The 25,526-nt window shown below is 65.3% G+C and carries 22 protein-coding genes; 3 read left to right on the top strand and 19 right to left on the bottom strand.

The window, feature by feature from the left end:
• Positions 1 to 38: 38 nt before the first annotated feature.
• From CN97_RS00355 to CN97_RS00345, 3 genes are all read right to left on the bottom strand, one after another.
• A complete protein-coding gene (locus CN97_RS00355) occupies positions 39 to 845 on the bottom strand; it encodes an ABC transporter permease (protein ID WP_035705540.1) in 807 nt (268 codons plus the stop codon).
• A complete protein-coding gene (locus CN97_RS00350) occupies positions 842 to 1,723 on the bottom strand; it encodes an ABC transporter permease (RefSeq protein WP_035705536.1) in 882 nt (293 codons plus the stop codon). The genes CN97_RS00355 and CN97_RS00350 overlap by 4 nt, the downstream gene beginning before the upstream one ends.
• A gap of 943 nt (positions 1,724 to 2,666) precedes the next feature.
• Complete coding sequence (locus tag CN97_RS00345; RefSeq protein ID WP_051910858.1) at positions 2,667 to 4,121, bottom strand: aldehyde dehydrogenase family protein; 1,455 nt, start codon at positions 4,119 to 4,121, stop codon at positions 2,667 to 2,669.
• Between the two features lie 132 nt (positions 4,122 to 4,253).
• On the opposite strand from CN97_RS00345, the gene CN97_RS00340 reads away from it, so the two are divergent.
• Entirely contained in the window at positions 4,254 to 6,257 is a 2,004-nt protein-coding gene (locus CN97_RS00340; protein ID WP_051910857.1) for an acyltransferase family protein, read from the top strand.
• A gap of 131 nt (positions 6,258 to 6,388) precedes the next feature.
• Here the strand turns inward: CN97_RS00340 and rpsI are convergent, their stop codons facing one another.
• The 3 genes from rpsI to CN97_RS00325 all read right to left on the bottom strand — a co-directional run bounded on the left by rpsI (position 6,389) and on the right by CN97_RS00325 (position 7,937).
• Positions 6,389 to 6,892, bottom strand: a complete 504-nt coding sequence (gene rpsI, locus CN97_RS00335; RefSeq protein ID WP_035705532.1) for a 30S ribosomal protein S9 — start codon at positions 6,890 to 6,892, stop codon at positions 6,389 to 6,391.
• A 4-nt stretch (positions 6,893 to 6,896) separates the two neighbouring features.
• Positions 6,897 to 7,361, bottom strand: coding sequence for a 50S ribosomal protein L13 (gene rplM / locus CN97_RS00330; protein WP_035705529.1), 465 nt, complete (start codon positions 7,359 to 7,361; stop codon positions 6,897 to 6,899).
• A 168-nt stretch (positions 7,362 to 7,529) separates the two neighbouring features.
• Entirely contained in the window at positions 7,530 to 7,937 is a 408-nt protein-coding gene (locus CN97_RS00325) for a PaaI family thioesterase (RefSeq protein ID WP_176408594.1), read from the bottom strand.
• Positions 7,938 to 8,004: 67 nt separating this feature from the next.
• Here CN97_RS00325 and CN97_RS00320 point away from each other — a divergent pair, with 67 nt between their 5' ends.
• Entirely contained in the window at positions 8,005 to 8,793 is a 789-nt protein-coding gene (locus tag CN97_RS00320; RefSeq protein ID WP_035705523.1) for an enoyl-CoA hydratase, read from the top strand.
• On the opposite strand, the gene CN97_RS00315 is transcribed toward CN97_RS00320, so the two are convergent.
• The 5 genes from CN97_RS00315 to CN97_RS00295 are packed head-to-tail and all read right to left on the bottom strand — an operon-like array spanning position 8,790 to position 13,488.
• Positions 8,790 to 9,437 (bottom strand): aspartate/glutamate racemase family protein, encoded by a 648-nt coding sequence (locus tag CN97_RS00315; RefSeq protein ID WP_035705520.1) that lies wholly within the window; start codon positions 9,435 to 9,437, stop codon positions 8,790 to 8,792. The genes CN97_RS00320 and CN97_RS00315 overlap by 4 nt on opposite strands.
• 3 nt (positions 9,438 to 9,440) lie before the next feature.
• The gene (locus CN97_RS00310) at positions 9,441 to 10,277 is read right to left on the bottom strand and encodes an ABC transporter permease (RefSeq protein WP_035705517.1); all 837 of its coding nucleotides are present in this window, start codon (positions 10,275 to 10,277) and stop codon (positions 9,441 to 9,443) included.
• Positions 10,277 to 11,245: an ABC transporter permease gene (locus tag CN97_RS00305; RefSeq protein ID WP_248700064.1), complete on the bottom strand. Its 969-nt coding sequence runs from the start codon at positions 11,243 to 11,245 to the stop codon at positions 10,277 to 10,279. The genes CN97_RS00310 and CN97_RS00305 overlap by 1 nt, the downstream gene beginning before the upstream one ends.
• On the bottom strand, positions 11,226 to 12,491 hold the full coding sequence (locus tag CN97_RS00300; RefSeq protein WP_035705515.1) for an ABC transporter substrate-binding protein: 1,266 nt from the start codon (positions 12,489 to 12,491) through the stop codon (positions 11,226 to 11,228). Before CN97_RS00300 ends, CN97_RS00305 begins: the two co-directional genes overlap by 20 nt.
• Before the next feature lie 22 nt (positions 12,492 to 12,513).
• Entirely contained in the window at positions 12,514 to 13,488 is a 975-nt protein-coding gene (locus CN97_RS00295) for an ABC transporter ATP-binding protein (RefSeq protein ID WP_035705512.1), read from the bottom strand.
• A gap of 185 nt (positions 13,489 to 13,673) precedes the next feature.
• Between CN97_RS00295 and CN97_RS00290 the strand changes: the two genes are divergently transcribed.
• Positions 13,674 to 14,408, top strand: a complete 735-nt coding sequence (locus CN97_RS00290; protein WP_084683956.1) for a GntR family transcriptional regulator — start codon at positions 13,674 to 13,676, stop codon at positions 14,406 to 14,408.
• On the opposite strand, the gene CN97_RS00285 is transcribed toward CN97_RS00290, so the two are convergent.
• The 8 genes from CN97_RS00285 to CN97_RS00250 form a co-directional block, all read right to left on the bottom strand.
• On the bottom strand, positions 14,396 to 15,874 hold the full coding sequence (locus CN97_RS00285; RefSeq protein WP_035705506.1) for a carboxypeptidase M32: 1,479 nt from the start codon (positions 15,872 to 15,874) through the stop codon (positions 14,396 to 14,398). The two genes, CN97_RS00290 and CN97_RS00285, sit on opposite strands and share 13 nt — an antisense overlap.
• Positions 15,871 to 17,031, bottom strand: coding sequence for a heme A synthase (gene ctaA, locus CN97_RS00280; protein ID WP_035705503.1), 1,161 nt, complete (start codon positions 17,029 to 17,031; stop codon positions 15,871 to 15,873). The genes CN97_RS00285 and ctaA overlap by 4 nt, the downstream gene beginning before the upstream one ends.
• Before the next feature lie 93 nt (positions 17,032 to 17,124).
• The gene (locus CN97_RS00275; protein ID WP_035705500.1) at positions 17,125 to 20,223 is read right to left on the bottom strand and encodes an efflux RND transporter permease subunit; all 3,099 of its coding nucleotides are present in this window, start codon (positions 20,221 to 20,223) and stop codon (positions 17,125 to 17,127) included.
• Entirely contained in the window at positions 20,204 to 21,394 is a 1,191-nt protein-coding gene (locus CN97_RS00270; protein ID WP_051910856.1) for an efflux RND transporter periplasmic adaptor subunit, read from the bottom strand. The genes CN97_RS00275 and CN97_RS00270 overlap by 20 nt, the downstream gene beginning before the upstream one ends.
• A 147-nt stretch (positions 21,395 to 21,541) precedes the next feature.
• Positions 21,542 to 22,102: a PqiC family protein gene (locus CN97_RS00265; protein ID WP_035705498.1), complete on the bottom strand. Its 561-nt coding sequence runs from the start codon at positions 22,100 to 22,102 to the stop codon at positions 21,542 to 21,544.
• A gap of 9 nt (positions 22,103 to 22,111) precedes the next feature.
• Positions 22,112 to 24,229, bottom strand: a complete 2,118-nt coding sequence (locus CN97_RS00260) for an MlaD family protein (RefSeq protein WP_051910855.1) — start codon at positions 24,227 to 24,229, stop codon at positions 22,112 to 22,114.
• Positions 24,222 to 24,917, bottom strand: coding sequence for a paraquat-inducible protein A (locus CN97_RS00255; RefSeq protein ID WP_084683921.1), 696 nt, complete (start codon positions 24,915 to 24,917; stop codon positions 24,222 to 24,224). Before CN97_RS00255 ends, CN97_RS00260 begins: the two co-directional genes overlap by 8 nt.
• Positions 24,884 to 25,516 (bottom strand): paraquat-inducible protein A, encoded by a 633-nt coding sequence (locus CN97_RS00250; protein ID WP_035705495.1) that lies wholly within the window; start codon positions 25,514 to 25,516, stop codon positions 24,884 to 24,886. The genes CN97_RS00255 and CN97_RS00250 overlap by 34 nt, the downstream gene beginning before the upstream one ends.
• Between the last annotated feature and the right edge of the window lie 10 nt (positions 25,517 to 25,526).

Genomic DNA, 25,526 nt, shown 5'->3' with positions numbered 1-25,526 from the left:
CGGACGGGGGGTGCGGGAGGTGGGAGCGGGCGAGAGCGTCACAGGAAGCCTCCGGTATCGACCCCGCCGCGCCGCCGGACACCGCGCCGGCGGAACATCTCGGCGAGGGTCAGGAGCACGACGGACAGGATGACGAGAATCGTTCCCAGCGCCATGACCACCGGCACCTTCGCCGGAAAACGGAACTGGGAGAAGATATAGACCGGCAGCGTTGGCTCCGATCCGGTGAGGAAATAGGCGATGATGAATTCGTCCAGCGAGATGGTGAAGCCGATCAGCAGCGACGACACGATCCCCGGCGCCACCAGCGGCAGCGTGACGAGACGGAAGGTGGACATCCGCGTCTCTCCGAGGTCGATGGCCGCCTCCTCCAGCGAACGGTCCAGCGAGGAGAAGGCCGAGGACAGGATCGCCACCGCATAGGGCGTGCAGATCAGCACATGTCCGAAGATCACCGTCCAGAAGGCGAGCGGAATGCCCATGGCCAGCAGCACGACGAGCAGCGACACCGCCACGATCACCTCCGGCAATACCAGCGGCAGCATGATCAGCCCGCTCATCGCCGCCTTGCCCGGGAAGTCGTAGCGCGTGATCGCGCGCGCGGCGAAGATGCCGAGCATGGTGGAGAATACCGCTGACGAAATCGCGATGATGAGGCTGTTCTTGACGGCCTGGTGCAGCGCGGGAATGGTCCACAGCTCATCGAACCATTTCGTCGTGAAGCCGTTCAGCGGAAAGGCGATGATCGTGCCGTCGTTGAAGGCGAACAGCGGCAGAAGGATGATCGGCGCATACAGAAACAGCAGGTAGAGATAGGCGTAGAGACGCAGGCCACCCGCTTTCATTTCGACCCCTTGAGGAAGCGGCGGTTGAGGAACAGGAACACCAGCGCCACCGCCGCCACGATCAGCATGGCCGATACGGCGAGCGCCGATCCCAGCGGATAGTTGTCGAGCCGCATGTACTGAAGCTGGATGACGTTGGCGATCATCTGCCCCTGCGGCCCGCCGACGAGGTTCGGCGTCACATAATCTCCGATGGTCGGAATGAAGACGATCATGACCGCGGCGATCACCCCGGTCATGGAAAGCGGCAGCGTCACCCGGAGGAAGGACATAACCTTGCCCTCACCCAGATCCTGCGATGCCTCCAGCAGGGAGCGGTCTATCTTCTCGAGCGCGACGAAGATCGGCAGGATCGCAAAGGGCGCATAGGCATGGGCCAGCGTGATCACTACCGAATTCACGTTGTAGAGCAGGAAGGTGAGCGGTTCGTCAATCAGGTGGAGCTTCATCAGCCCGGTGTTCAGCACGCCGTTGTAGCCTAGGATGACCTTCCACAGGAACACCCGGATCAGGTAGCTCGTCCAGAACGGGATGGTGATGAGGAAAAGCCACAACGCCTTCTTGGACCCGCTGACATGAAACGACACGTAATAGGCCACCGGATAGGCCAACACGACCGTTGCCAGCGTCACCATCGCCGCGACGCCGAGAGAGCGGAGCATCACCTGGCGGTAGAGCGGCTCCGTCCACGCCGCGATGTAGTTCTCCATCGTGAAGGTCTTGATGATCTCCAGATAGCCATCCGTCCAGAAGCTGTAGAGCACGATCAGCCCAACCGGCACCGCCAGAAGCAGCACCGAATAGATGAATGGCGGCGCAATCAGCGCATATCCGCTCTTCACTTCGGGCTCGCTGAAGCGGTTCACCCCGTTGGCCATCCCATTGTCCCTGCGCCGTTTCCGGTCCTTGCGGCGATTTAGGCAGAAACCACCGCCGGAGAAAAGGCCGCTCCCGCCCGGCAGCGCGCCCCGCTGACGTTTTCTTCATCCTCTGCTCAATCCGCAGGCAAACGCTAACGCATATTCCCGGGGTAAATAGCGAAATCCGCGTCGGGTCTTGAAGCTCGCTCAAACGCAGCCCCGCGCGATGCTGGCCTCGCGTGATGGCGCGGCTTGGAAGGCTGTGCGTCTTCGCACGATGTAGCGGCTTCATGGACCACCTCGACTCCCGGTACAGGGCGCCGCTTCCCCCTGCCGGTAGTGACAATTCGAGCTCGTGAGCCTTGCGGTGACAGGGGGCGTCTCCGTGGGGGCGTCTCCATGCGGAGGCGATTCTGGGAGGATGCGCATGAGCCTCCGGTTCGCCTGGCGAAAGACGTCTCCGTACGGAGGGGTACGGCTGGGTGTTTGGTGTGGCGACAGAACACGGGGGCAAGGCGTCTCCGTGCGGGGGGGGTCCGGCAGAGTTTGATCCTGACGGGCGGCGCGGCCTACGTGCGTCTCCCCGCGCATTGGTGAGGCGCAGCAGCTCGGCTCGTCGTGGACGGGAACCGCCGGCCGCCCCGCGCCTGCTCTGGCGGGTCGCGTAACTCTACGCGGTCGGTTCGCACCTTCGCGCGCGGGGTTCTCTGGCGCACCGGAAAAGCCTGCAGGGACCGTGGAAGTCTGTCTGCGGGGCGGGGGCCAAGCGGCCGTCGATGCTCCGCCCGGCGCCATCCGCTTGTGCGAAGCACTGCCCGAGTTCGCCAGCGCCCGCCCGCATTTTGAGCGTCTTGCGGAGCTGGCGTCGGGACGTAAGCCGTACTGCCCCTGCCCGGATTGAGCGAGGGGCGCTATCGACTGCCCGCCGCGCCGCGGGCTACAGCCCCCGGACACGGCTTTGTCAGACCTGCAGCAGATGCAGGGTTTTGACCTCCTGAAACGCTTCGATACCGAGCTTGCCGCCCTCGCGTCCAAGGCCCGATTGCTTCCAGCCGCCGAAGGGGGAGCCCCAGCCCATGCCGGTGCCGTTGACATGGATCGCGCCCGCGTCCAGCGCGCGGCCGACCCGTCCTGCCCGCTCCATATCTCCGGTCTGAACATAGGCGGCGAGGCCATAGGGCGAATCATTGGCGATGCGGATGGCCTCCGCCTCTCCCTCCACGGGCAGGATGGAAAGGACGGGGCCGAAGATCTCCTCCCGTGCGATCCGCATGTCGGGGGTCACATCGGCAAAGACCGTGGGCCGGACCCAGTAGCCTGCATTGAAACCGGGGGCGAGGCCCGGTCCGCCCGCCACCGGACGCGCACCCTCCGCCACACCGGCGGCTATCAGATCCTGCACCCGCTCGAACTGCGTCGCATTGACCAGCGGGCCGATGTGATCCCCCGGCTCCGACGGCAGGCCGAGCGCGGTGTTTGCCGCCGCATCCGCGGCAATCTCCACCACCCGTTCATAGATGTCCCGCTCCACCAGCATCCGCGTGGGAGCATCGCAGGACTGGCCGGAGTTCAGGAAGCATTCAGCCACGCTGTCACGGACACGCTGCTCCAGATCCGATCCGCAATCGGCAAAGACGAGGTTCGCCGACTTGCCGCCCAGTTCCAGCGTGATGCGCCGGATGTCCTCCGCCGCGGCATGGGCGACGGCGCGACCCGCCCGCGTGGAACCGGTGAACGAGACATGGTTCACCAGCGGATCCGTAGACAGCGCGACGCCCGCCCCCGGTCCGTTCCCCTGCACCATGTTGACCACTCCCGCAGGCACCCCTGCCGCGTCGAGGATCTCCATATAGACGATGGCGGAGAGCGGCGTGTATTCCGAGGGCTTCAACACGCAGGCGCCCCCCGTCGCGATCACCGGCAGCACCTTCAGCGAGATCTGGTTGATCGGCCAGTTCCACGGCGTAATCAGTCCCGAAATCCCGACCGGCGCGCGGATCAGCAGATCACCGTTCGTCAGCCGCTCCTCCTCATCCATCCCTTCCAGCGCCTCGATGAAACCAGCGGCGTGACCGACCCCCGCGCCGGCCTGCGCTCTCCGGGCCATGTCGATCGGGGCGCCCATTTCCAGAGAGATCGCTTCGGCGAGGTCGTCGATACGCTCCTGCGTCAGCTCATGGATCCGCCGCAGCAATGCCAGCCGTTCCGCTTTAGAGCTGCGGGAGAAACCGGTGAAAGCCCGCCGCGCCGCATCAAGCGCGCGCGCCACATCCTGCCCACCGGCAAGAATGATGCTTCCCCGCACCGCCGCGTCATGGGGTGTCTCGAAGGGAAACGCCTCCGTGGAAAGTGGCGCGATCCAGTGGCCATCGACGTAATGGGTCACGAGTTTCTCGGAATCGATCGTATTGTGCATGGGGCACCTCCGTCCGAAACCATCGCTTGCGGGGAGGAGTTGCGTCAAGCATTGCAAAACTCATCGACTCCATCCCCTTGAATACCGTCGAAGTTCCACCAGTCTCTTCGCGATCAGGAGAACTGCCCGCGCATGAAGTACCGCCCAGAGATCGACGGCCTGCGTGCCATTGCCGTTGCGACAGTCGTTCTGTTCCATGCGCGAGCACCGTTGTTCGGCGGCGGGTATATCGGCGTCGACATCTTCTTCGTGATCTCCGGCTTTCTCATCACCGGAATTCTCATCCAGGACATCGAAGCGCGCCGTTACAGCCTGACGAAGTTCTATGTCCGGCGGGCGCGCCGCATCCTCCCCGCGCTTTTCGTCATGCTTGCCGCCTGCGTTCCCGTTGCCTGGGCGTGGATGCTTCCGGCGGACTTTGCCGATTTCGGGCGGAGCATCGCGGCGGCGGCGCTGTTTCTCTCGAACGTCCATTTCTGGCAGCGGGCGGATTACTTCAGCACTTCGGCGGAGTTGCAGCCCCTGCTCCATACATGGAGCCTGGCCATCGAGGAGCAGTTCTACCTGTTCTTCCCGCCCCTCCTTTTCCTTCTGCTCACCCGTGGCGGACGGCGGGTCGCGCTCATCGTGCTCAGCCTGATCGCGCTTGCCTCCCTCGCGCTGGCGGAGGCGGGTTGGCGCCTTCGACCGGAGGAGAATTTCTTCTTCACCCCGTCGCGGATATGGGAGCTTCTCGCCGGTTCGCTCGCGGCCCTCGGCATCTGCCTCCGGCCGCAGGCCCCGCGCGGGGTTCCGGCGGCACTGGGACTGGCGATGATCCTCGGCTCGCTGGTGATACTGCCAGGCCTGCCCTCGCCATCACTGGCAACGCTGCTGCCGGTTCTGGGCACGGTGCTGGTGCTTGTCTGGGGCGGTCAGGGGACGCGCGTGGGGCGGATCCTCTCGCTCCGGCCGGTCGTGTGGCTCGGTCTCATCAGCTACAGCACCTATCTGTGGCACCAGCCGCTGATGGCCTTTGCGCGGCTTCGGCTGGCGGAGGAACCCCATGCGGGCGTAATGGCACTGCTCGTGATCGCGTCCGTTCTGCTCGGCTGGCTAAGCTGGCGCTGGGTGGAGCAGCCGTTTCGTGGCCCTTCCCCGTTGCTTGCCGGACATCGCCTGCCACTTGTCACGGCGGTCGCGGGGATCGTGCTCTTCTCCGCTGCCGGGATCGGGATCCGCAAGGCCGACGGCTTCCCGGAGCGTATGCCATGGGCCGCGGAGCTTCTGGCCGGGCGGGAGCGGTATCGCGGCCATTGTCTCACCGCCGACAATGATCCCCTGCCTGTGCATCCGGTTCTGAACTGCGCCGTCGGTGAACGCCGCCCACAGGTCGCGATCATGGGTGACAGTCACGCCACCAGCTTCGCCCCTCCGTTGCAGGCCATGCTGGCGAAGATGGGTATCGGCAGCTACCTTTCGGGATATGCAGGTTGCCCGCCCGTGCCCGGCCTTGTCCGGCTCGACAAGCTGCCTTCGCGCAGCTGCGACACCCATAATCGCACCTATCTGAGCTGGCTGGAACAGTCCGGCGTCAAGACGCTGGTCCTCGCCGCGCGATGGCCGGTCTATGCGAAAGGGCTGAGGGCGCGCAATGGCGAGGGCGGCGATGAGCCGGGACCGCCCATACCGATGGACGTGGCTTCGCCCGCTTCCGCGATACCCTTGGATGGCCGGCGGGAGGCGCGCGTGATCTCCGCCTATGCCGCGCAGGTGGCCGCGCTGGCGGAGCGGTTCAACGTCGTGCTGGTCTACCCCTACCCGGAGGCAGGGTGGAAGGTACCGCTCCGCGTTGCACGGGAGATGATCTTTGACCCGCAGGCAAAGCCCGCGATCTCCACCAGCATGGCATTCTTCCATCGCCGCGCCGATGCCGTCATCACCGCCTTCGATGCGATCGACAACCCACGCATTGCCCGCGTGCGGCCGGACAGGCTGCTCTGCGACACGTTCATTCCAGACCGCTGCACAAATGCCTTCGGCGGGCGCATGTTCTACTTCGACGACAATCACCCCTCGCCCGAGGGCGCGGCTCTGATCGCGCCGGAGATCGTGGCTGCAATCCGCTCCTTTGATCGGGAGCAGGCCAGCCGCTGACGGCAGAAGCGCACCGCTGCGCCGGCGCAATGAAAGCTTCCCGCACGCATGGTCTGCGGCGTGCGGTGTAATCCGTCCATAAGAAAAGGCCCGCCACAACGGGCGGGCCTTTCCGAAATATCGACGCAGGATCAGCGTTTGGAGAACTGGAAGCTCCGGCGGGCTTTCGCCTTGCCGTATTTCTTCCGCTCGACGACGCGGCTGTCACGGGTCAGGAAGCCCGCGGCTTTCAGCGCCGACCGCAGTGCGGGATCGTAAAGTTGCAGCGCCTTGGAGATGCCGTGCTTCACCGCACCGGCCTGACCGGAAAGACCGCCGCCCGCCACCGTGGCCATCACGTCGAACTGACCTTCGACATTGGCGACCTGGAACGGCTGGCGCAGGATCATCTGGAGCACCGGACGCGCGAAATACGCGGTGTAGTCGATGAACTCACCCTTGTGGTTGCGGATGAGGAACTTGCCGGAACCCGGCTTGATCCAGACGCGGGCGACCGCATCCTTCCGCTTGCCGGTGGCATAGGACCGGCCAAGTTCGTCACGCACAGGCTCACGCGGGGCTTCGTCGGCCACGGCTGCGGCGGACCCGGAGACAACCGATTTCAGGTCGTCGAGGGTTTTGATGTCTTCGGCCATTTACTTACGCGCTCCGGGTGTTCTTCGGGTTCAGCGTCTTGACGTCCAGCACTTCGGGTTGCTGGGCTTCATGCGGATGCTCGGCGCCCGCATAGATACGCAGGTTGGTCATCTGCTGGCGCGAGAGCTTGCCGCCCGGCAGCATGCGCTGCACGGCTTTCTCCACCACGCGGGTCGGGAACTTGCCCTCGAGGATCTGACGCGCGGTGCGGTCCTTGATCCCACCCGGATAGCCGGTGTGCCAGTAGTATTTCTTGTCATCCCGCTTGGTGCCGGTGAGCTGCACCTTGTCGGCGTTGATGATGATCACGTTGTCGCCCATATCCATGTGCGGCGTGAAGGTCGGCTTGTGCTTGCCGCGGAGGCGGTTGGCGACGATCGTGGCGAGGCGGCCCAGAACGACGCCTTCGGCGTCGATCAGGATCCACTTCTTCTCGATGTCCGCAGGCGTCGCGGTGAAGGTCTTCATGGTCCAGATCCCGTTCGTTTGCAAAGAGCCCGGCCGGGACCGGACTCCGAGAATTCGGATTGCGGTGTTCTATAGAAGTCCGCCGCACAGTCAAGCGCTCTATCCAAGTAATTCCATATATATTTCAGATACTTAAAAAATAGGTATTATAATACCCCAAATTTCTCATCATTTCGGCGGGATGGAATAGGTCAGCGTCGCCCGCGCGACCGGCTCCCCTTCGCCGCCGGAAAAGAGGAGAACGTCTCCCACCGCCAGCACCCGGCCCAGCTTCAGTATCCGCGTGCGCGCGATCAGGTCGAGGCCGGAAACGGGCTTGCGCAGGAAGTCGATGGAACAGTTCGTCGTCACAGTGAGCGCCTTCGGCCCGATCCGGGCAAGGATGGCGAGATAGACCGACACATCCGCAAGCGCGAACATCGCCGGGCCGGAGACGGTGCCGCCCGGCCGCAGATGCCGGTCTCCCACCAGCAGGCGGGTGACAAGCTCCTCCTCCTCCAGCGTGTCTATCGCGAAATCCGCCGCCACCTGCGGGAACTGCGCGTGCATGAAGGCGTCAAGCTCGGTCATCGTCATTGTCAGCGGCACGGCTTCCTCCCCGGTTTTTCGCGCGCTACAGTTCCGGCAACGGGGAGGAATGACAATGGATGATATACTCTTGCGGTCGGATGACGTCGGGGTCGCCACACTGACCCTGAACAGCCCCGCCAATCTCAATGCCCTGTCGGACGCGATGCTGGCAGCCCTTGCAGACGCCTTTCGCGCGCTGTCGCAGGACGACAGCATCCGTGCCATCGTGCTGCGCGGTTCTGGCAAGGCCTTCTGCGCCGGGCACGATCTGAAGGAAATGCAGGCGAAACGCGCGGCGCCCGATGGTGGGGCCGCGGCCCTTGCCGATCTCTTCAACCGCTGCGCGGAGGTGATGACGGCGATCCCCCGCCTGCCTCAGCCCGTGATCGCGGAGGTGCATGGCATTGCCACCGCGGCGGGTTGTCAGCTCGTTGCCTCCTGCGACATGGCGGTGGCGGCCGAGGGAACGCGCTTTGGTGTCAATGGGGTGAACATCGGTCTGTTCTGCTCTACGCCCATGGTGGCCCTCACCCGCAATATCGCGCGGAAGCAGGCTTTCGAGATGCTGACGACGGGGGAGTTCATCGACGCCCCCCGCGCACGGGAGCTGGGCCTCGTCAACCGTGTCGTCGCAGCCGAGCACCTGTTGGAGGAGGCGGCGCGCCTTGCAGCCACGGTCGCGGGCAAGCTCGGCACGGCGGTGCGGATCGGCAAGCGGACCTTCTATGATCAGATCGACCTGCCGATTGAGGATGCCTACGCCCTCGCCGGCGATGTCATGGTGGAGAACATGCTCCACGCCGATACGAACGAAGGCATCTGCGCCTTTCTGGACAAACGCAAGCCGAGCTGGGCGGATTAGGCCGCGCCGCGGAACCGGGCGAGGCTTTCCGCCAGCAGCGTCGCCGCGGCAACCCCGTCCACCAGCGGCATGGGAAGCCGCGCCGCGAGCCGGGGCAGAAGCGCGCTCATCCCGGCGCAGCCGAGGACGACGGGTTCCTCTCCACCGGCTTCCCTGATGGCGGCGGCAAGCCGCTCCACCACCTCCTCCGACCCGCTGTCGAGTTCGAGCACCGGGATGCCGCTGGCATGCAGCCCCGCGCACCGCGGCGCGAAACCGTAGGCGGCAAGGTTCTCCCCGATCACCGGCAGCGCATTCTCCACCGAGGTCATCACGCGGAAGCGCGGCGCCATGAGGGTCGCCATGTGAAACGCGGCCTCCCCGATGCCGATCACCGGGCAGTGGGCGCGGGCCCGGATCCGCTCAAGACCCGTATCGTCGAAGCAGGCGATGACGATCACGTCGGCCCCCCAGTCCCGCGCCGCCTCCAGCCGGGAGAGAACGCCGGGAACCGCGCGCTCCCCGGCCTCTGCCCCCTCGATGGACGGCGGTCCGTCGTGGTTGGTCCAGCCGGCGATCTCTGCCGTGGTCAGGGCACGGGCGGTTTCCACCACCGCCTCCGTCATGCTGACCGTGGCGTTCGGATTGATGAACAGCAGTCGCAAACCCTAGACTCCCTTCCCCGCATCGGAGAGGAGCTTTGCCCGCCGTTTCGCAGCGATGGCAAGGGCCAGAACGAAAATGCCGATCACGAGGAAGGAGAACAGTGTCGTCAGCGTCCCCAGCGCAAAGATCACCGGCGTAGTGACATTGGTCGTCATCCCGTAGATCTCCAGCGGCAGCGTGTTGTAGCTGCCCGCCGTCAGCAGCGTGCGCGCGAATTCGTCATAGGAGAGTGTGAAGCCGAAAAGCGCCACCCCGATCAGCGAAGGCGCGATGATCGGGATGACCACATGCCAGAGCGTCTGCCACGCCGTCGCCCCCTGATCGCGGGCCGCCTCCTCATAGGCCGGATTGAATCGGTTGAAGATGGCGAACATGATCAACAGTCCGAAAGGCAGCGTCCATGTCAGCTGCGCGCCGAAGCCCGAGGTCGCCCAGTGCACCGTCAGCCCCGATTGCGAAAAGATCAGCCCGACGCCGAGCGACACGAGGATGGAGGGAATGACGAGGCTGGTGATGATGAGATAGAAGACCAGACCGGACCCGGTGAACCGCTTGCGGAACGCCAGACCGCCCATCACCGAAATCACCACGGTCGCCACCATCACCATGAGGCCGAGCACGAGGCTCCGCCGGAAGGCGCCCCAGATATCGCCAACGGCCTGCTGCTCGAACAGGTCGCGGAACCAGTGGAGCGAGACGCCGCGCATGGGGAAAGTCAGACCGCCTTCCGGCCCCTGGAACGACAGGATGGCGATAGTGATCGTCGGCCCGTAGAGAAACAGCAGGAACAGCGCAAAGAACGCCGCCAACGCATAGAAGGACCAGGAACGCCGTTCCATCACAGCTCCTTCCGAATGTCGACAAAGCGCAGCATGATGCCGATCACGATCAGCACCGTGCAGAGCAGCACCACCGCCGTCGCCGCGGCAGAGGGATACTGGAGCAGGGCGATGTCGTTGGAGATGAGCCGTCCGACATTGGCCGATTGTGAGCCGGACATGAACCGCACGGTGATGAAATCACCCATGACCAGCGTCACGACAAAGATCGTGCCAATCATGATGCCGGGCTTGCAAAGCGGGATGATGACGTTCCACAGGATCTGCCAGCCAGAGGCGCCGGCATCATTCGCGGCCTCGATCAGACTGCGGTCGATCCGCATCATCGTGTTGAAGATCGGCACGACCATGAACAGCGTGTAAAGGTGCACGAAGGCGAGGATCACCGAAAAATCGGAAAACAACAGCCATTCCAGCGGCTCGTCGATCACGCCCCAGGAGATCAGCGCCGAATTGGCCAGCCCGTTGCGCCCGAGAAACGGGATCCAGGAGATCATGCGGATGATGTTCGAGGTCCAGAACGGTATCGTGCACAGCAGGAACAGCACGGTCTGCCAGCCCTGGCTGCGCACATGAAACGCCAGGAAATAGGCGATGGTGAAGCCGATGAGCAGCGTCGCCGCCCAGGTGATGAGCGCATATTTGAACGTGTTGAGAAAGACCCGGTAGGTCACGGGTGAGCCAAACAGGAATTCGTAATTCTCGAACGAAAAGTCGGGAACGATCGTGAATTCGGTAGCACTCCAGAAACTGACCGCCACGATCATCGCGATGGGCAGGATCAGAAAGACCAGCAGCACCAGCGCAAGCGGCGAAGCCAGCAGCCAGCCGGTGAAATTGGCCGACCGTGCCCGCCGCACGGGGGCTGTCAGGCTTCCCGTATCCGGCCCTGAAGTGGAGACAGCCCTCCGCGCCGTCTCCACCGCCATTGCCTGAAGGGGAGAGACCTCAGGCCGCGATGAACTCATTCCATTTCCTTACCATGTACTGGTTTTCATCCATGACGGAGTTCCAGCAGGCGACATGGCCCATGCGTTCGTAGAACGAACCGCCATCACGGCTTTCACCGGCCTTGGCCATGACCTGACCATAGGGGTTGGCGATATCGGCCGTCGCGGGTTTGCCCTCGAACCAGTAGCCCCACTCGTTGGCGTCCATATGCTCCTTCGAGGTTTCCGGCACGGCCGAGTAGTAGCCCTGCCGCATCAGGAAGCCGCCGACCCAGCCGGAGAGATACCAGTTGATATACTCGTAGGCCGCATCGAGCTTGGCGCCCTCCAGCGCCTTGGACAGCCCGATCCCGCCGCCCCAGCTGCGATACCCTTCCTCCAGCGGTTGATACACACAGGGGATGCCGCGCGTCTTGACCGCCGTGATCGCGGGGGACCACATCGACTGGATGACCACTTCCCCCGAGGCCATCAGGTTCACGCTTTCATCGAAGGTCTTCCAGAAGGACCGGAACTGCCCGGCGCGCTTCGCCTCCGTGAAGATCGCCATGGTCTTGTCGATCTCCTCCCGCGTCATGTTGCCCTTGTCGCCATAGCTGACCTCTCCCATCGACTCGCAGACCATCGCCGCGTCCATGATCCCGATGGCGGAGATGTCGAGGATGGAGGCCTTGCCCTTGAACTCCGGGTTCAGCAGTTCCTTCCAGTGGCTGATGGGGCGGTTGATGATGTCCGGCCGGATGCCCAGCGTATCGGCGTTGTAGATGGTGGGGATCAGCGTCATCCACTGCGTCGGCTCGGTTGCGAAGGTCTTGGACCCCTGCCCCTCCACGAAACCGACCGTGTGCGGCGCGGTGCCCTGCGCGATCACCGACTCCGGCGTGAGCTTGCCGGTGGTGAACAGCGGCACGATCTTGTCGTAGAGCTTGATCTTCGCCGTATCCATTGCCTGCAGGTTGCCGGTCGGCCAGACCTTCTTGCAGATCCAGTATTCGATATCGGCAATGTCGAAGCTGTTCGGCTGGGTCGCGGCGCGCTGGGTCACCGCGTCGCTGTCGAGCGCGGTCATCTCCAGCGTGAAGCCGAGGTCCTCCTTCACCTTCTGCGCCACTTCGTTGATGTTGGAGACGCCCGTGCCGAACTGGCGCAGCGTGATGTTCCTGATCTCCTGTGCCCAGATCATCGGCGCGGGAAAGGCGGAGGCCACCGCCGCGGCCGCCCCTGCCTTCAACACGCCGCGCCGGCTGTAACCGATCTTGCTCATGTTCGTTGTCCTCTCCGTTGGATCAGGCCATTAGGCGGTGCTGCCGCCCTTCGTCCCAGGCAAGACGCACGGCGTCGCCCGGTTGCTTCGGATCTGTGTAGAAAATGCCTTCGGGGATCAGCGCGAGTATCTCCTGCTCTCCCGCCGCCATGCTGGTGACGGCGACATGCGCGCCCTGATATTCGACGCTGCGCACCACGGCATCCGTTCCGGTGGGCGCGATCCGCACCTCGTCCGCGCGGACGGCAAACCGCCCCTGCGGCAGCGACACCACATTGTGCCCGCCCATGAAGCGCGCGACGAATTCCGTGCGCGGGGCGTTGAACATCTCCTGCGGGGCGCCGGACTGTTCGATGACGGCATTGTTCATCAGCACCATCTCATCGGCCAGCGCCATCGCCTCGTCCTGACCATGGGTGACGTGGATGAAGGTGATGCCCAGCTCCCGCTGAAGCCGCTTCAGCTCCGCCCTCACCTTCAGGCGCAGGAACGGGTCCAGCGCCGAAAGCGGCTCGTCGAGCAGAAGCACCTGCGGATCGGTGATCAGTGCGCGGGCCAGCGCCACGCGCTGCTGCTGCCCGCCCGAAAGCTGCGCCGGCCGGCGCTCGGCAAAGCGCGACATGTCCACAAGCTCCAGCATCTCGCCCGCGCGCTTGCGCCGGGTTGCCTGATCGACGCCCTTCATCTTCAGGCTGAAGGCCACGTTGTCGGTCACGCTCAGATGGGGGAACAGCGCATAGCTCTGAAACATCATCGCCGTGCCGCGCCGTGCAGGCGGCAGATGAGAGATGTCCGCCCCCGCAAGGACGATCGCCCCCTCCGTCACGCTCTCATGCCCTGCGATCATGCGGAGCGTGGTGGATTTGCCGCAACCCGAAGGGCCAAGCAGGCAGACATAGGTTCCCGCCGGGAACAGGTGGCTCACGCGGTTGACGGCTGTGGTCTGGCCGTACCGCTTGGTAAGGCTGACGAGTTCCAGATCCTGTCCGCTGCGCATGGCCCTGCTCCCGGTGGCGTGCCTTGATCATGCGTGACTCCCCGATCCGCACGAACGGATTTCGATGCTCCGGCAGGCCGAGACAGGGTTTGCGGCAAAATTGGGCAGGCGGGCGGCAGCAGCGCGCAAAGCCGCGTCAGAAATCGTATACAATCCTGTCGCCGATTTATGGTCTCTTGCCGCAAATGCGCGGAAGCTGTGGTGTTGGAAGAGTGGAACAGACCGAGCCCCCCTCCTCTTCACCCGCAGCGAGCAGCGATGCAATCGCCGCCCGGCTGGCGGAGGCCATCCACCAGCACCGCATCCTGCCCGGCACGAAATTGTCGGAAGACGAGGTGGGAGAAGTCTACGGAGTGAGCCGGACCGTGGTCCGCGCGTCCTTTCAGCGGCTGGCGCATGACCACCTGATCGTCCTGAAGCGCAACCGGGGCGCCTTTGTGGCTCAGCCCTCGGCCAATGAGGCGCGCGAAGTGTTCGACGCCCGACAGATCCTGGAACCCCGGACAGCCCGCCTGGCGGCCGGACGGGCCACATCCGCAGATATCGACCGGCTCGCCAGCCATATCGCAGCAGAACAGACGGCCCTTGCCGCAGGTGACATAGGCGGATCCCTGTATCTCTCCGGCGAGTTCCATGTGGAAATCGCGCGGCTCGCCGGTCAGTCGATCATCTGTGCCTTCGTGGCATCGCTCGTGTCGCGCTCATCGCTCATCATCGCGCTTTACTGGCAGCGTCGGGAGGCGATCTGCGACAGCCACGCGCATGATGACCTTCTGCGCGCCATTGCGGCAGGCGATGGCGCCGGTGCGGAATCGGCAATGGCGCATCACCTGTCGGACCTGCTCTCCTCCCTCGATCTCGGTCATCCCGCGATACCCGCGAGCTCCCTTCGGGAGGCGCTGACCGGTCAGAGGTCGTAAAGCCGGCCGAACTTGGCCTCCAGATAGTCGAGCAGCGGCCCCTCCGACGGCGGCTCTCCGGTGGCGCGCGCGATGAGGTCGCGCGGCGCGTAAAGACCACCGTGCCGCTGCACCGCCTCCTTCAGCCAATGGAGCGGGGCCGCGAGATCCCCGCGCGCGAGATCCCCGTCAAGCTGCGGCAGATCCCGGCGCATCGCCGAATGAAGGCAGCCCGCATAGACATTGCCAAGCGCATAGGTCGGAAAATAGCCGAACAGACCTACCGGCCAGTGGACGTCCTGAAGCATCCCCTGGCTCGGCCGCGCAACCTGCTGGCCGAAGTCGCGGGCAAAGCGGGCGTTCCACGCCTCCTCCAGATCGGCCACCTCCATCTCCCCCCGGATCAATGCGCGCTCAAGATCGAAGCGCAGCATGATGTGGAGGTTGTAATGCACTTCATCCGCTTCCGTGCGGATGAAGCCGGGATGGACACGGTTGACAGCACGGTCGAACTCCGCCGGATCGGAGAGTGTGTGCTCTCCGAACAGCTCCACCATGCGGCCGGCGAGCCAGCCGGTGAAGGCGCTGCTGCGCCCAAGCTGGTTCTCGAAGATGCGGCTCTGGCTCTCATGCACCCCCATCGACACACCATGGCCGATGGCTGTAAGCAGATAGGCCGCGTCGACCGACTGCTCATAGACGGCATGGCCCGTCTCATGGATGGTCGAATAGATGCAGTTCAGGGGATCGGCCGGGTCGGTGCGGGTGGTGATCCGCACATCCTGACCGGAGCCGGAGGAGAACGGATGCACCGCCTTGTCCAGCCGCCCGCGCCCCCAGTCATAGCCGAAGATGCCTGCCAGTTCGGTGGCGAGCGACATCTGGGCGGTTTCGTCGAACCGACCGTTAAGGACGGGCGCGCTGCGCCCCGACCCAAGGATCGCCTCGCGCAGCGCGACGAGGCGCGGCCGCATCCGCCCGAACAGGGCAGCGGTTTCCTCCCCCGTCGCGCCGGGCTCGTATTCCTCCATCAGCGCGTCGTAAGGATCGCCGCCCTGCGCCAGTGCCTGGCCTTCCTCACGCTTCAGCGCGACGACTTCGGAGAGCGTGGGCAGGAAGCCCGCCACGTCCTCCCGCGCCCGCGCATCGGCCCATAGCCCCTGCGCCACGCTCGTGATCCGTGCCAGCGCCGTGGCCAGCCGCAGCGGCACGCGCATCTGCCGCTCATAGGACCGCCGGATCCGGCGAACCTGCGCCGCATCTGCCGGTTCAAGCCGGGCGGTATCGAGACCTTCCAGCCATTCGCCGATGCGGGGATCGGTGCGGCGGGCATGCAACACCCCCTCCAGCACAGCCGTTTCTTCCCCCCGCTGAGCATAGGCGCCGCGGGGCATGACGGTCTCCTGATCCCAGCCCAGACGCTCCGCCACCTGGGCCAGGGCCTCCGTCTCCCGCTGGAAGGCGAGCAGGTCGGCCAGCGCGCTCATGCCCGCGTCCCCCGGATGGAGGTCTGGATCGGATATTGCGACAGATACCGCGCCCGGATGATCGCGACCCAGAGCAGGATCGCGCCCAGCTGGTGGGTGATCGCCGCGTGAAGCTGCGCGCCCGTCAGCACCGCGACGACGCCCAGCACCACCTGCAGAAGCAGCGCCGCCAGCATCATGTTGAACGCGGCACGGGTCGCGCCATGGCTGCTCCGGCGCCCCCGGAGCCAGACCACGACACCGAAGGCGAACAGCAGATAGGCCACCATACGGTGCATGAACTGCACGACGCCCGGGTTCTCGAAGAAATTCCGCCAGAACGGCTCGATGTAAAACCCGCTGGCCGGGAAGAACGCGCCGTCCATCAGCGGCCAGTCGGTAAAGCTGCGGCCTGCATCTATCCCCGCGACAAGCGCTCCGATGAGGATCTGGAGAAAGGCGAAATGCATCAGGCCGGTGGACATGGAGAACAGCTTCGGCTCCCGCGCGCGGCGGGCCTGCAGCAGATCGGCCTCCGACCGGCCCAGCAACAGCGCATACCACCACAGGAAACCGAGAATCACGAAGGCGAGGCCGAGATGGATCGCCAGCCGGTAGGAGGCGACCGACGTCATCTCCCCCGTCAGGCCAGAGGCGACCATCCACCAGCCGATCGCGCCCTGAACCCCGCCAAGCACGCCGGGAAGCAGCAGCCTGCCCGTCCAGCCCGCAGGGATCTTGCGTGCGATCAGGAAGCCGAAGAACCCGAGCGCCCAGACCAGACCGACGAGGCGGCCTAGAAACCTGTGCCCCCATTCCCACCAGTAGATCTGCTTGAAAGCCTCAAGGCTCATGCCCGCGTTCATGTACTGATACTGCGGGCTTGCGCGGTATTTCTCGAACTCCGTCAGCCACGCGGCTTCGTTCATCGGCGGCAGCGTGCCCGTGACCGGGCGCCATTCGGTGATGGACAGCCCCGCGTCGGACAGGCGCGTCAGCCCGCCCACGATGATCATCGCCGCGACGAGTGCGAACAGGATCAGCAGCCAGATGCGGATAGCGCCCCGCGCCCCGCTCCGGCCCTCTCCGATACGGCCCGGCCGCGCGGCCTCGATCCGGGTTTCGGTTGCGACCTCTTCGAAGATGGCGCGGGTTGGGGTCTTGCGCTTTTCGGCCATGATGTCACCCTGACTTGCGGCGGCGAACCTAGTTTCGACGCTTCTCCGCCGCAAGCCCCGAAGGAGGGAGCGTGCCCGCCAGCAGCGCGCGCCCTAGCCGACGTCTCGCGCCGCGTCGCTGAGTTCACGCACGAGTCGCGCCTCCTCCTCCGTCTTCGGAGGCGAGAACCCGGCGAGCAGCAGATAGACCACCGGCGTGAGATAAAGCGTCGTCACCATGGCAAGCCCCAGCCCGCCGACGATGACCCAGCCGAGCGCCGCCCGCGCCTCCGCCCCCGCGCCGGAGGCGAGCACGAGCGGCACACCGCCCAGCACCGTCGCGGCCATGGTCATCACCACCGGCCGGAGCCGGATGGAGCAGGCCTCCTCCACCGCGGATCGCACGTCCCGCCCCTGATCGCGGAGGCTGTTGGCGAATTCGACGATGAGAATTCCGTTCTTGGCCATGATACCGACCAATAGAACCAGCCCGATCTGGCTGTAGACATTGAGCGAAGTGCCGGTCATCAGCATGGCGAACACGGCGCAGGCCAGCCCGAGCGGCACGGTCGCCATCACGATCACCGCCGAGACAAAGCTCTCGAACTGCGCGGCGAGCACCAGGAACACGATCAGCAGCGCAAAGCCGAACGTGGTGATGAGCCCGGCCGAGGTTTCCCCCAGCGTCGCGGCCTCGGCCAGCGGGATGACGCGCATCGTCTCGGGCAGCGTGTCTGCGGAGAGGGCGCGAACCTCCTCCCAGGCAGCACCGAGGCTCTTCTCCGGGGTCAGGTTGGCGGCGATTTCCACGGAGCGGAGCCGGTCCTCCCGCCCGAGGTTGGGAGCGACGGCCCGCTCCGTCATGGTGACGAAGGTCGATACCGGCACCATGTCGCCGTTGGAGGTCCGCACGAAGATCCGCTCCAGATCGGAGGGGTCATCGACCGGATCGGCGGTGGAGACCAGCTTGATGTCAAAGCTCCGGTCGGCCACGAAAACGGTGCCTACCGTCCGCCCGTCGAGCATCGCCTGCAACGCCTCGCCCAGTCCTTCGATCGGCACGCCGAGGTCGCTTGCCTTTTCGCGGTCCACCTCGATGAAAAGCTGGGGATCGGTTGTCTCATAGCCCAGACGCACCTGGCCGAAGTCAGGATCTTCCTCCATCCGCTCCACGAGCTGACCGGCGACCTTCGCCAGTTCCTCATAGGTCGGCCCGAGCAAGGCGAAGCGCAGTCCCTGACCCGCCCCCCGGATGCCGAGCGAATTCGGCTGGTTGGTGAAGATGCGCACACCGATGATGCTTTTCATCCGCTCCGTCAGGTCCGCAAGGATCGCCGACTGGCTTCGCTGGCGCTCTCCCCAAGGCGCGAGCGTCAGCACCATGAAGGCCCGATTCTGGGAGCTCGCCGCGCCGATGATTCCGTAGCTGTGCAGCACCTCGCCAGCGGCGCGCAGCGGAGCCAGTGCGTCCTCGATCTCGCCGACCTTCGCGGAAGTGAAGTCGAGCGAGACGCCCTGCGGCGCCCAGACGGAGAGGATCACCGTCGCGCGGTCCTCCTCCGGCGTCAGCTCCTGCCGCAACTGTCCCCAGAGCAGGAAGGCCAGAAAGCCGAACAGTGCCGCCAGCGTCAACACCACGAGCGGCGCGTTCAGGCAAGACTTCAACGTGCTGTCATAAGCACCTTGAAATATATGCCATATCCGACCGCCCTCTGCTTCCTTCATGTCACCTCGCGGAAGGCGGCTCGCCATGACGGGACACAGCGTCAGAGCCACGATGGAGGAAAGCAGGATGGAGATGGCAAGCGTGAAGCCGAACTCCCGGAACAAGCCGCCCGTCTGACCCGGCAGAAAGGAGATCGGCACGAACACGGCCGCCAGCGTCAACGTCGTCGCGATAACGGCAAAGAACACTTCTCGTGTGCCGAGCACCGCCGCCGCGCGGGCACCAAGCCCCTCCTGCCTGCGCCGGACAATGTTTTCCAGCACCACGATGGCATCGTCCACCACCAGTCCCGTTGCCAGAACGATGGCGAGCAAGGTCATGATGTTGATGGAAAAACCCATGATCCAGATCGCCGCGACCGTTCCGATCAGGGCGACGGGCATGGCAACGGCCGGGATCATCGTCGCGCGCCAGTCGCGAAGGAACAGGTAGATGATCCCCACGACGATCAGCACCGTCAGGATCAGGGCGATCTGCACCTCATGGATCGCGCCCTCGATGAAGGAGGCGCTGTCCTGCGTTATGACGATGCGCACATCCGGCGGCAGCGTCCGGTTCAGCCCGGCGACGATGCGGGTGATCTCCTCCGAAATGATCAGCGTGTTGCTTTGGGCCTGCCGGATGATGCCGATGCCGATGCCGCGTTGGCCATCGACGCGAAGTTCCGAATTGGCGATGTCTGGGCCAAGCGTCACCCGCGCCACATCGCCGAGCCGCACGCTCCCCTTCAGCTCCAGCGCCTCGAACTCCTCCGGCGTCGTTACCGGCGCCGTCGTGCGGACAACCAGCGTCTGCCCCGCGGCCCGCAATGTGCCCGCAGGCGCATCGAGCGAGGCATTGCCGACCACGCTCCGAATATCGGCCAGTGTCAGGCCGCGAGCGGAGAGCTGCATCTGGTCGATGTCGATGCGGAACACCTGATCCCGGTCGCCGCTGATCTGAAGGTCGGCCACGCCCGGCGCGGAGATGAGCTGATCCTCCACCGCGTCATCGACCAGCCGCGTCAGGTCGTCGATCTGGCGGGTGTCGGAGAGCACGGCCAGCCGCATCACCGGGTCCGAATCCGCATCCGCCTTGACGATCTGCGGCTCCTCCACATCATCGGGCAGATTGTTACGGATGCGGGAGATCGCGTCCCGCGTATCGGAGGCCGCGACGTCGATGTTGACGTCCTGATTGAACTCCACCGTCACGCGGCTCTGCCCGAAGCGGGAGGTGGAGGAGATGGAGGAAACACCGGGCACCCGGCCCGCCGCCCCTTCGATCTCCGCCGTCACCTCCCGGTCGATGGTCTGGGCGGAGGCGGAGGGGAAGCGCGTCGTCACGGTCAGCACCGGACGATCCACGGAGGGCAGCTCCCGCACTTCCACCGCGAACAGCGCGGCCAGCCCCGCGAGCACGATCAGCGCATTCAGCACGAAGGCGAGAACCGGCCTCCGGATGAACAGCGCGATGCCGGAGTGGGCCTCAGATGTCGCGTCCGCCATCGGCCCTCCGCGTTTCGGTTGCGGGCGCCGTGCCCGCCGGAACGCGGGAGGCCGCCGTGGTCGGCGCATCCGGCGGCGCGATACGCACCTGTTGGCCCGGGCGCAGCGTCTGCGAGCCCTCGCTCACGATCAGATCGCCGGGAGCGAGCGCGGCTTGAACCAGCACCCTGTCCGCATCGCGTTGCAGGATGCGGATGGCAACACGCTCCACGACATCGCCGCGCACCACCCAGACATAGGAGCCAGCGGCGTTCCATTGCACCGCAAGCGGAGGAACGGCGGGCAAGGTCTCTCCCGGAAACCGCATGTCGATGCGGAAGGCCATGCCGGAACGGAAACGGTCGTCCTCATTACCGATTTCTCCCTGCACGCGGAAACTGCGGGAGGCGGGATCGACCCGGTTGTCGATGGCGTAAACCCCGCCCTCCGCCGCCGCTGCCCCCAAAACGGAAAGCGTGGTCGCGGTCATCGCATCGCCCGGCCGCACACGGCCGGCGAAACGCTCGGGCATTCGAAACTCCACCAGTATCCTGCTCCGGTCGTCGATCACGGTGATATCCGTGGCGGAAGACACCTGATCGCCGATGTCGAGGTCCAGCAGTCCCACGTGACCCGCGATCGGTGCGCGGATGGTGCGTTGCTCCAGCGCATGCGCGGCGTCGCGCAGCTCCAGCTCCGCCGTCTCCAGCGTGAGCCGGGCGGCAATAAGCTGTATTTCATTGGTGGTGCCGCTGGCATGCAGCCGCTCCACCCGCTCCAGTGCGGTCTGCGCATCGTCCCGCACCAGCCGCGCCCGTTCCAGGGCGATCCGCTGCACCTCATCATCCAGCGACAGGACGACCTCCCCCGCCGCGACGAGCGCACCGGATGAAACGGGCACGGCGACCACCCGGCCCGACACTTCGGGCCGGAGCGTGACGGAGCGGAAGGCGCGGCCATCGCCGATGGCTGTCATCTGATCGGAAACGGTGGCGAGCCGCACCGGCTCCGCCACGACGGAGGGGATGCCCAGGGCCAGCTCGGCCTGAGCCTCCGCAGATGGCGCGGCCGCAAGCCAGCCCAGCCCGAGCGGTTCCAACCGCGCATGCGCGCCCGGATCCAGCCGCGCCCACGCCGCCGCGCCGGCAGTGGCAAACGCAAGCGCGAGGGCGATCTGGCGGCTCGTTTTCATGCGCGCTTTCCTGATGGCGGGGAAGAGGGTTTGCCCCCTCCCTGTCTCCATGATTCTTCGCACATACTGCAATCTCGTGCGAGATAAACTAATGGTGTTCCGGGACATTTGCCTCAGGATGAGGCAGCGGTCTCAGGAAAGCCGCTCTCAGGAAAGCTGTGCAATCCGCGTCGCGAGGATCTGGATGGCCCGCGCCTGCGCCGCCGCAATCGCGGCAGGCCCCTCACCAGCGAGCGGAACGGCGATATCGAAACTCCGCTGCAGATCGCTGCCCGAGAAGCCCGCGGGCGAGACGAAATACTGCCCCGACAGGTGGAACAGCCCATCCGCGCCCGCCAGCATCCGTGACACCCGGACCTCCAGCCGCCGGGCGGGCGGCTCGGCAAAAGGCCACGGCTCGGCGATGGCGGTGGCTCCGCTGGCGGCTTCGATCTGCCGGGCGAGCGTCCGTGTCACGGCGCGCTGCGGTGTCTCGGCCCAGATGTTCTGCGGATTGCTGCGCACCGCACCATCGGGCGTCTGCCAGCCGATTTCCTGCCCCGACGCGTAGTCGGGAAGCTGCACATCCCGCACCTCCACCCGCCCGATCCGGTTTGGCACGGTGGCGGTGAGCGGCGGCGGTTCCAGCGTGTAGCGCGCCGTATCCTCAGGGCTGGAACAGGAGGCAAGCGCGGTAAGTGCCACCAGAAGAACGGGTTTCATGCGCATGAGACTTCCTTAGCGGCCAGTGAGGATGGAGCGGGGGTTGCGTTCGATGGTCTGCGCCAGAGACCCCACGGCGGAGGCCGCGCGGCGAAGCTCACGGAGCGCGCTCAGCGTCTCGGTGCTGAAGCTGGAGCGGGCGCCATAGGTCTGGATCATCCCGTCGAGATTGCGCACCACCGCGTCGAGGCGCTGGCTGATTGCGGGCAACTGATCGGAGGCGCGCGCCACGCCATCGGCGGCGGCCTGCGCGCTTTGCAGCGTGCGGTTCAGCGTCTCGGCCGCCCCGCCCTCTCGCAGGGTCTGCAGCAGCCCGGCAAGCTGGTCCATCGTCGCGCCAAGCTGTGCAGGGAGCGCCCGCGTTCCCTCCTGCCCCGCGACCTCCTCCAGCTGCGCAAGCAAACCGCTCATGCGATCCCCCAACTCGCGATAGTTGAGCTGCGCCACCTGATCGGTCAGCGTCTGGAGCCGGCCCACCAGATCCGGCAGTCCTTCGCCCACCTCCGTCACCGTGGCGGCGGCACGCGCGGTTTCGTCCAGCGCGATGCCCACCTTGTCGCCGATCCCCTGGGTTCGCAGGTCCGCCACCAGCCCCTGCACCTCGCTCACCAGTTCACTGACCGCCACAGGCGCGCCGCGCACCTCCTCAGACCCAAGCAGCGCCCGCGCCTGTTCCAGCAGGTCGCGCGCGGCGGCAGGAGTCTGGCGCAGGTCATCGCTCATCATGAAGGCAGTGGTGGAATTCATCAGGCCCGTCGCGGCCTCTATCAGTTGCTCGATCGGCAGGTTGCCGAGCCGGCTCAGCAGCCCCTCGGCGGTGGTCGTCACATCGCTCAGATCGGCAGGCGCGCTGGGAATAGCCGGGAAAGGTTCCGCGGCCCGGTCCAGCGTGCCGCCCTCCGCGCCCTCCACCCGCGCCAGTTCCATGATCATGGTATTGCCGAGGAAGCCCGTGCCGACCGCGCGCGCGCGCAGGCCCTGGGCGATCTGCTCGTCCAGAAACTCGTACATCCCCTCCGGCGTGGTATCGGGCGGCAGGCCCATGCGCTCCGGCACCAGCGAAAGGATGACACGCTGCCGTACCTCCTCCGTTCCGTCCGGCCCGCGATCGATCTGCACCGCAAGGTTGGTGACTTCGCCCACGGGCAGCGCCTCGTAATGGACCGCCGCCCCCTGCGTCAGCCCCCGGACGGAACTGTCGAGCAGGACGGAAACGTCGATCTGCGTGCCTTCCGACTTGGTGAACAGGCTGTCGCGGGCCGTGCTTTCGCTGGGGAAAAGCCGGTATTCCTGGCCTGAGCGGCTCACCCCCCCGCCAGAGATCGGTGTGGTGAATTCGACGCCTCCCTGTACCAGAGCGGCAAGGCTGGAGACGTTCAGGTTCACCCCGCTCGGCCCTACGGAGACGGAAAAGCCGGAGGTATCCCAAAAGACGCTCGCCGTCGTGAGGAGCCTGTCATGCGGCTCGGAGACGAAGGCATCCACCAGCACCGTATCCCCCGTCTGCGCGAGGCGGATGTTCTGCAGATGTCCGACGGTGATCCCGCGATAGAGCACCGGAGCCCCTTCCGCGAGGCCGCGCGGATCCAGGACGCGGAGGGTAACGGTCGTTCCCGGTCCGTTGAGAATGCCGGGCGGCATCTGTTCCAGCCCGGTGAATTCAAGGACGGGCGGCCCATCGGGCCGGGAGTCCCAGAACCCCTCGATGAATACCCCGGAAATCACCGTATCCAGACGCGAAATGCCCTGCGCCGAAACCTCGGGCCGAACGATCCAGAACCGCGCGTCCTTGTCGACGAAGGGCGCGACATCGCGATGGACCCGGATGCGGAGCACGACATGCGAAAGATCGCTGCTGAAGCCGGTGGATTCCACGACCCCCACATCGACATCCCGAAAGCGGAGCGCGGTCTGCCCCGGCAGTACTCCGGTGGCATTCGCAAAGCTCACCTCGATCAACACGCCCCGCTGACTGTAGGCCCGCCAGGCGATCCCGAGCGTGACCAGCAATGCCACGAGCGGCACGATCCAGATCCAGGCGATACGCCGCCAGAACGGTTCCCGCGCGGGGCGTTGGTCAAGGGAAGCGGGGCCGTCGGAGCCATCGCCCCGGCCGGTGCCGTGATCAGTCATGGACAAACACCTGTTCGGTCGTTGCCGGGGTTTGGCCGCCCGGGCCAGTCATGGAATTCCTGCCAGATTTCCGCGCCTTGCGCCAGACAAGCCGGCTGTCGAAACTATGGGCGGACATCATGGTGAAGGCGACGCTCAGGGCAAAGGCCGCCGCCGCCGTTCCCGGATGGATGGTGGCGACGAAACCCAGTTGCACCAGCGCCGACAGGATCGCCACGACAAAGACGTCGATCATCGACCATCGCCCGATGAAGTCCACGACCTCATAGACATGCTGATACCGCACCCCTCCCGCCTGCCCGCGCTGCACGCTGACCGCGAGAAAGGCGATGACAGCGAATTTGGAGATCGGGATCAGAATGCTCGCAATGAAGATCACTGAGGCGACGAAATAGTCGCCATACTGGAAGAACTCTATCACACCACCCAGGATCGTTGCGCCGTAGCTGTAGGTCAACGTGTCCGTGTAAAGCATCGGAAACATGTTTGCGGGGATGTAGAAAACCAGCCCGGCAATCAGCCAGGCCCAGACCCATTGCAGGCTCGCAGTCTCCGGGCTTCGCAGCCGGCTGCCACACAGACCGCAACGCGCCTGCCCCTTGGGCCAGGCCCGGCAGCACATCCGGCAGCCAACCAATCCTGCCTCATCGGCGGTCAGGATCCGTTCCGTGTCGCCAGCGCTGACCATATGGACCACCTGTTGATATAGCCATCGGCAAGGGCCACGGTGAAGATCATCACGGCAAAGGCCCAGAATGCGGGGCCCAGCGTGATACTGGCGATGCCCCCGACCTTGACCAGCGCCACCGCGGTTCCGATGACGAAAACCTCCACCATCGACCACGGACGCAGCCGCTCCGCCACGCGGAACACCCGAACCGCATGGCGGAGCGGCGGCCGGCCGAGCGCAAGCGGAAGCAAGGTGTAGACGAGTGCGATGCAGCGAGTCACCGGCAGCAGCACGATCATCAGCAGCACGGCGAAGGACAGCGGCCGCAGATCCCCCTGAAAGGCCAGTGCTGCCCCGAAGACGGAGCTTTCATTGCTCATCCCATAGCTTGAGACGCTGAGAAACGGAAAGAACACTCCCCCGGTCATCAGGATGAGCGACGTAATGGACAAGACCGAGACCAACAGCGGCGCGCTCGGCCGGTTGCGGATCAGCGTGGAACCGCAACGCCGGCACAGCGCCCGCGCGCCCGGCTCGACAGGCGCCACATCATGCAGCGCGTCGCAGTAGGGACAGACGATGAGATCGGAAACCGATGGCAGGGGCGCGGAGGTCATGCCGCGAGCA

The sequence above is a fragment of the Haematobacter massiliensis genome (assembly GCF_000740795.1).
GTDB lineage: Bacteria > Pseudomonadota > Alphaproteobacteria > Rhodobacterales > Rhodobacteraceae > Haematobacter > Haematobacter massiliensis.
Note: the sequence above shows the minus strand (reverse complement) of the source record. Positions and strands in the feature narration are given on the sequence as shown.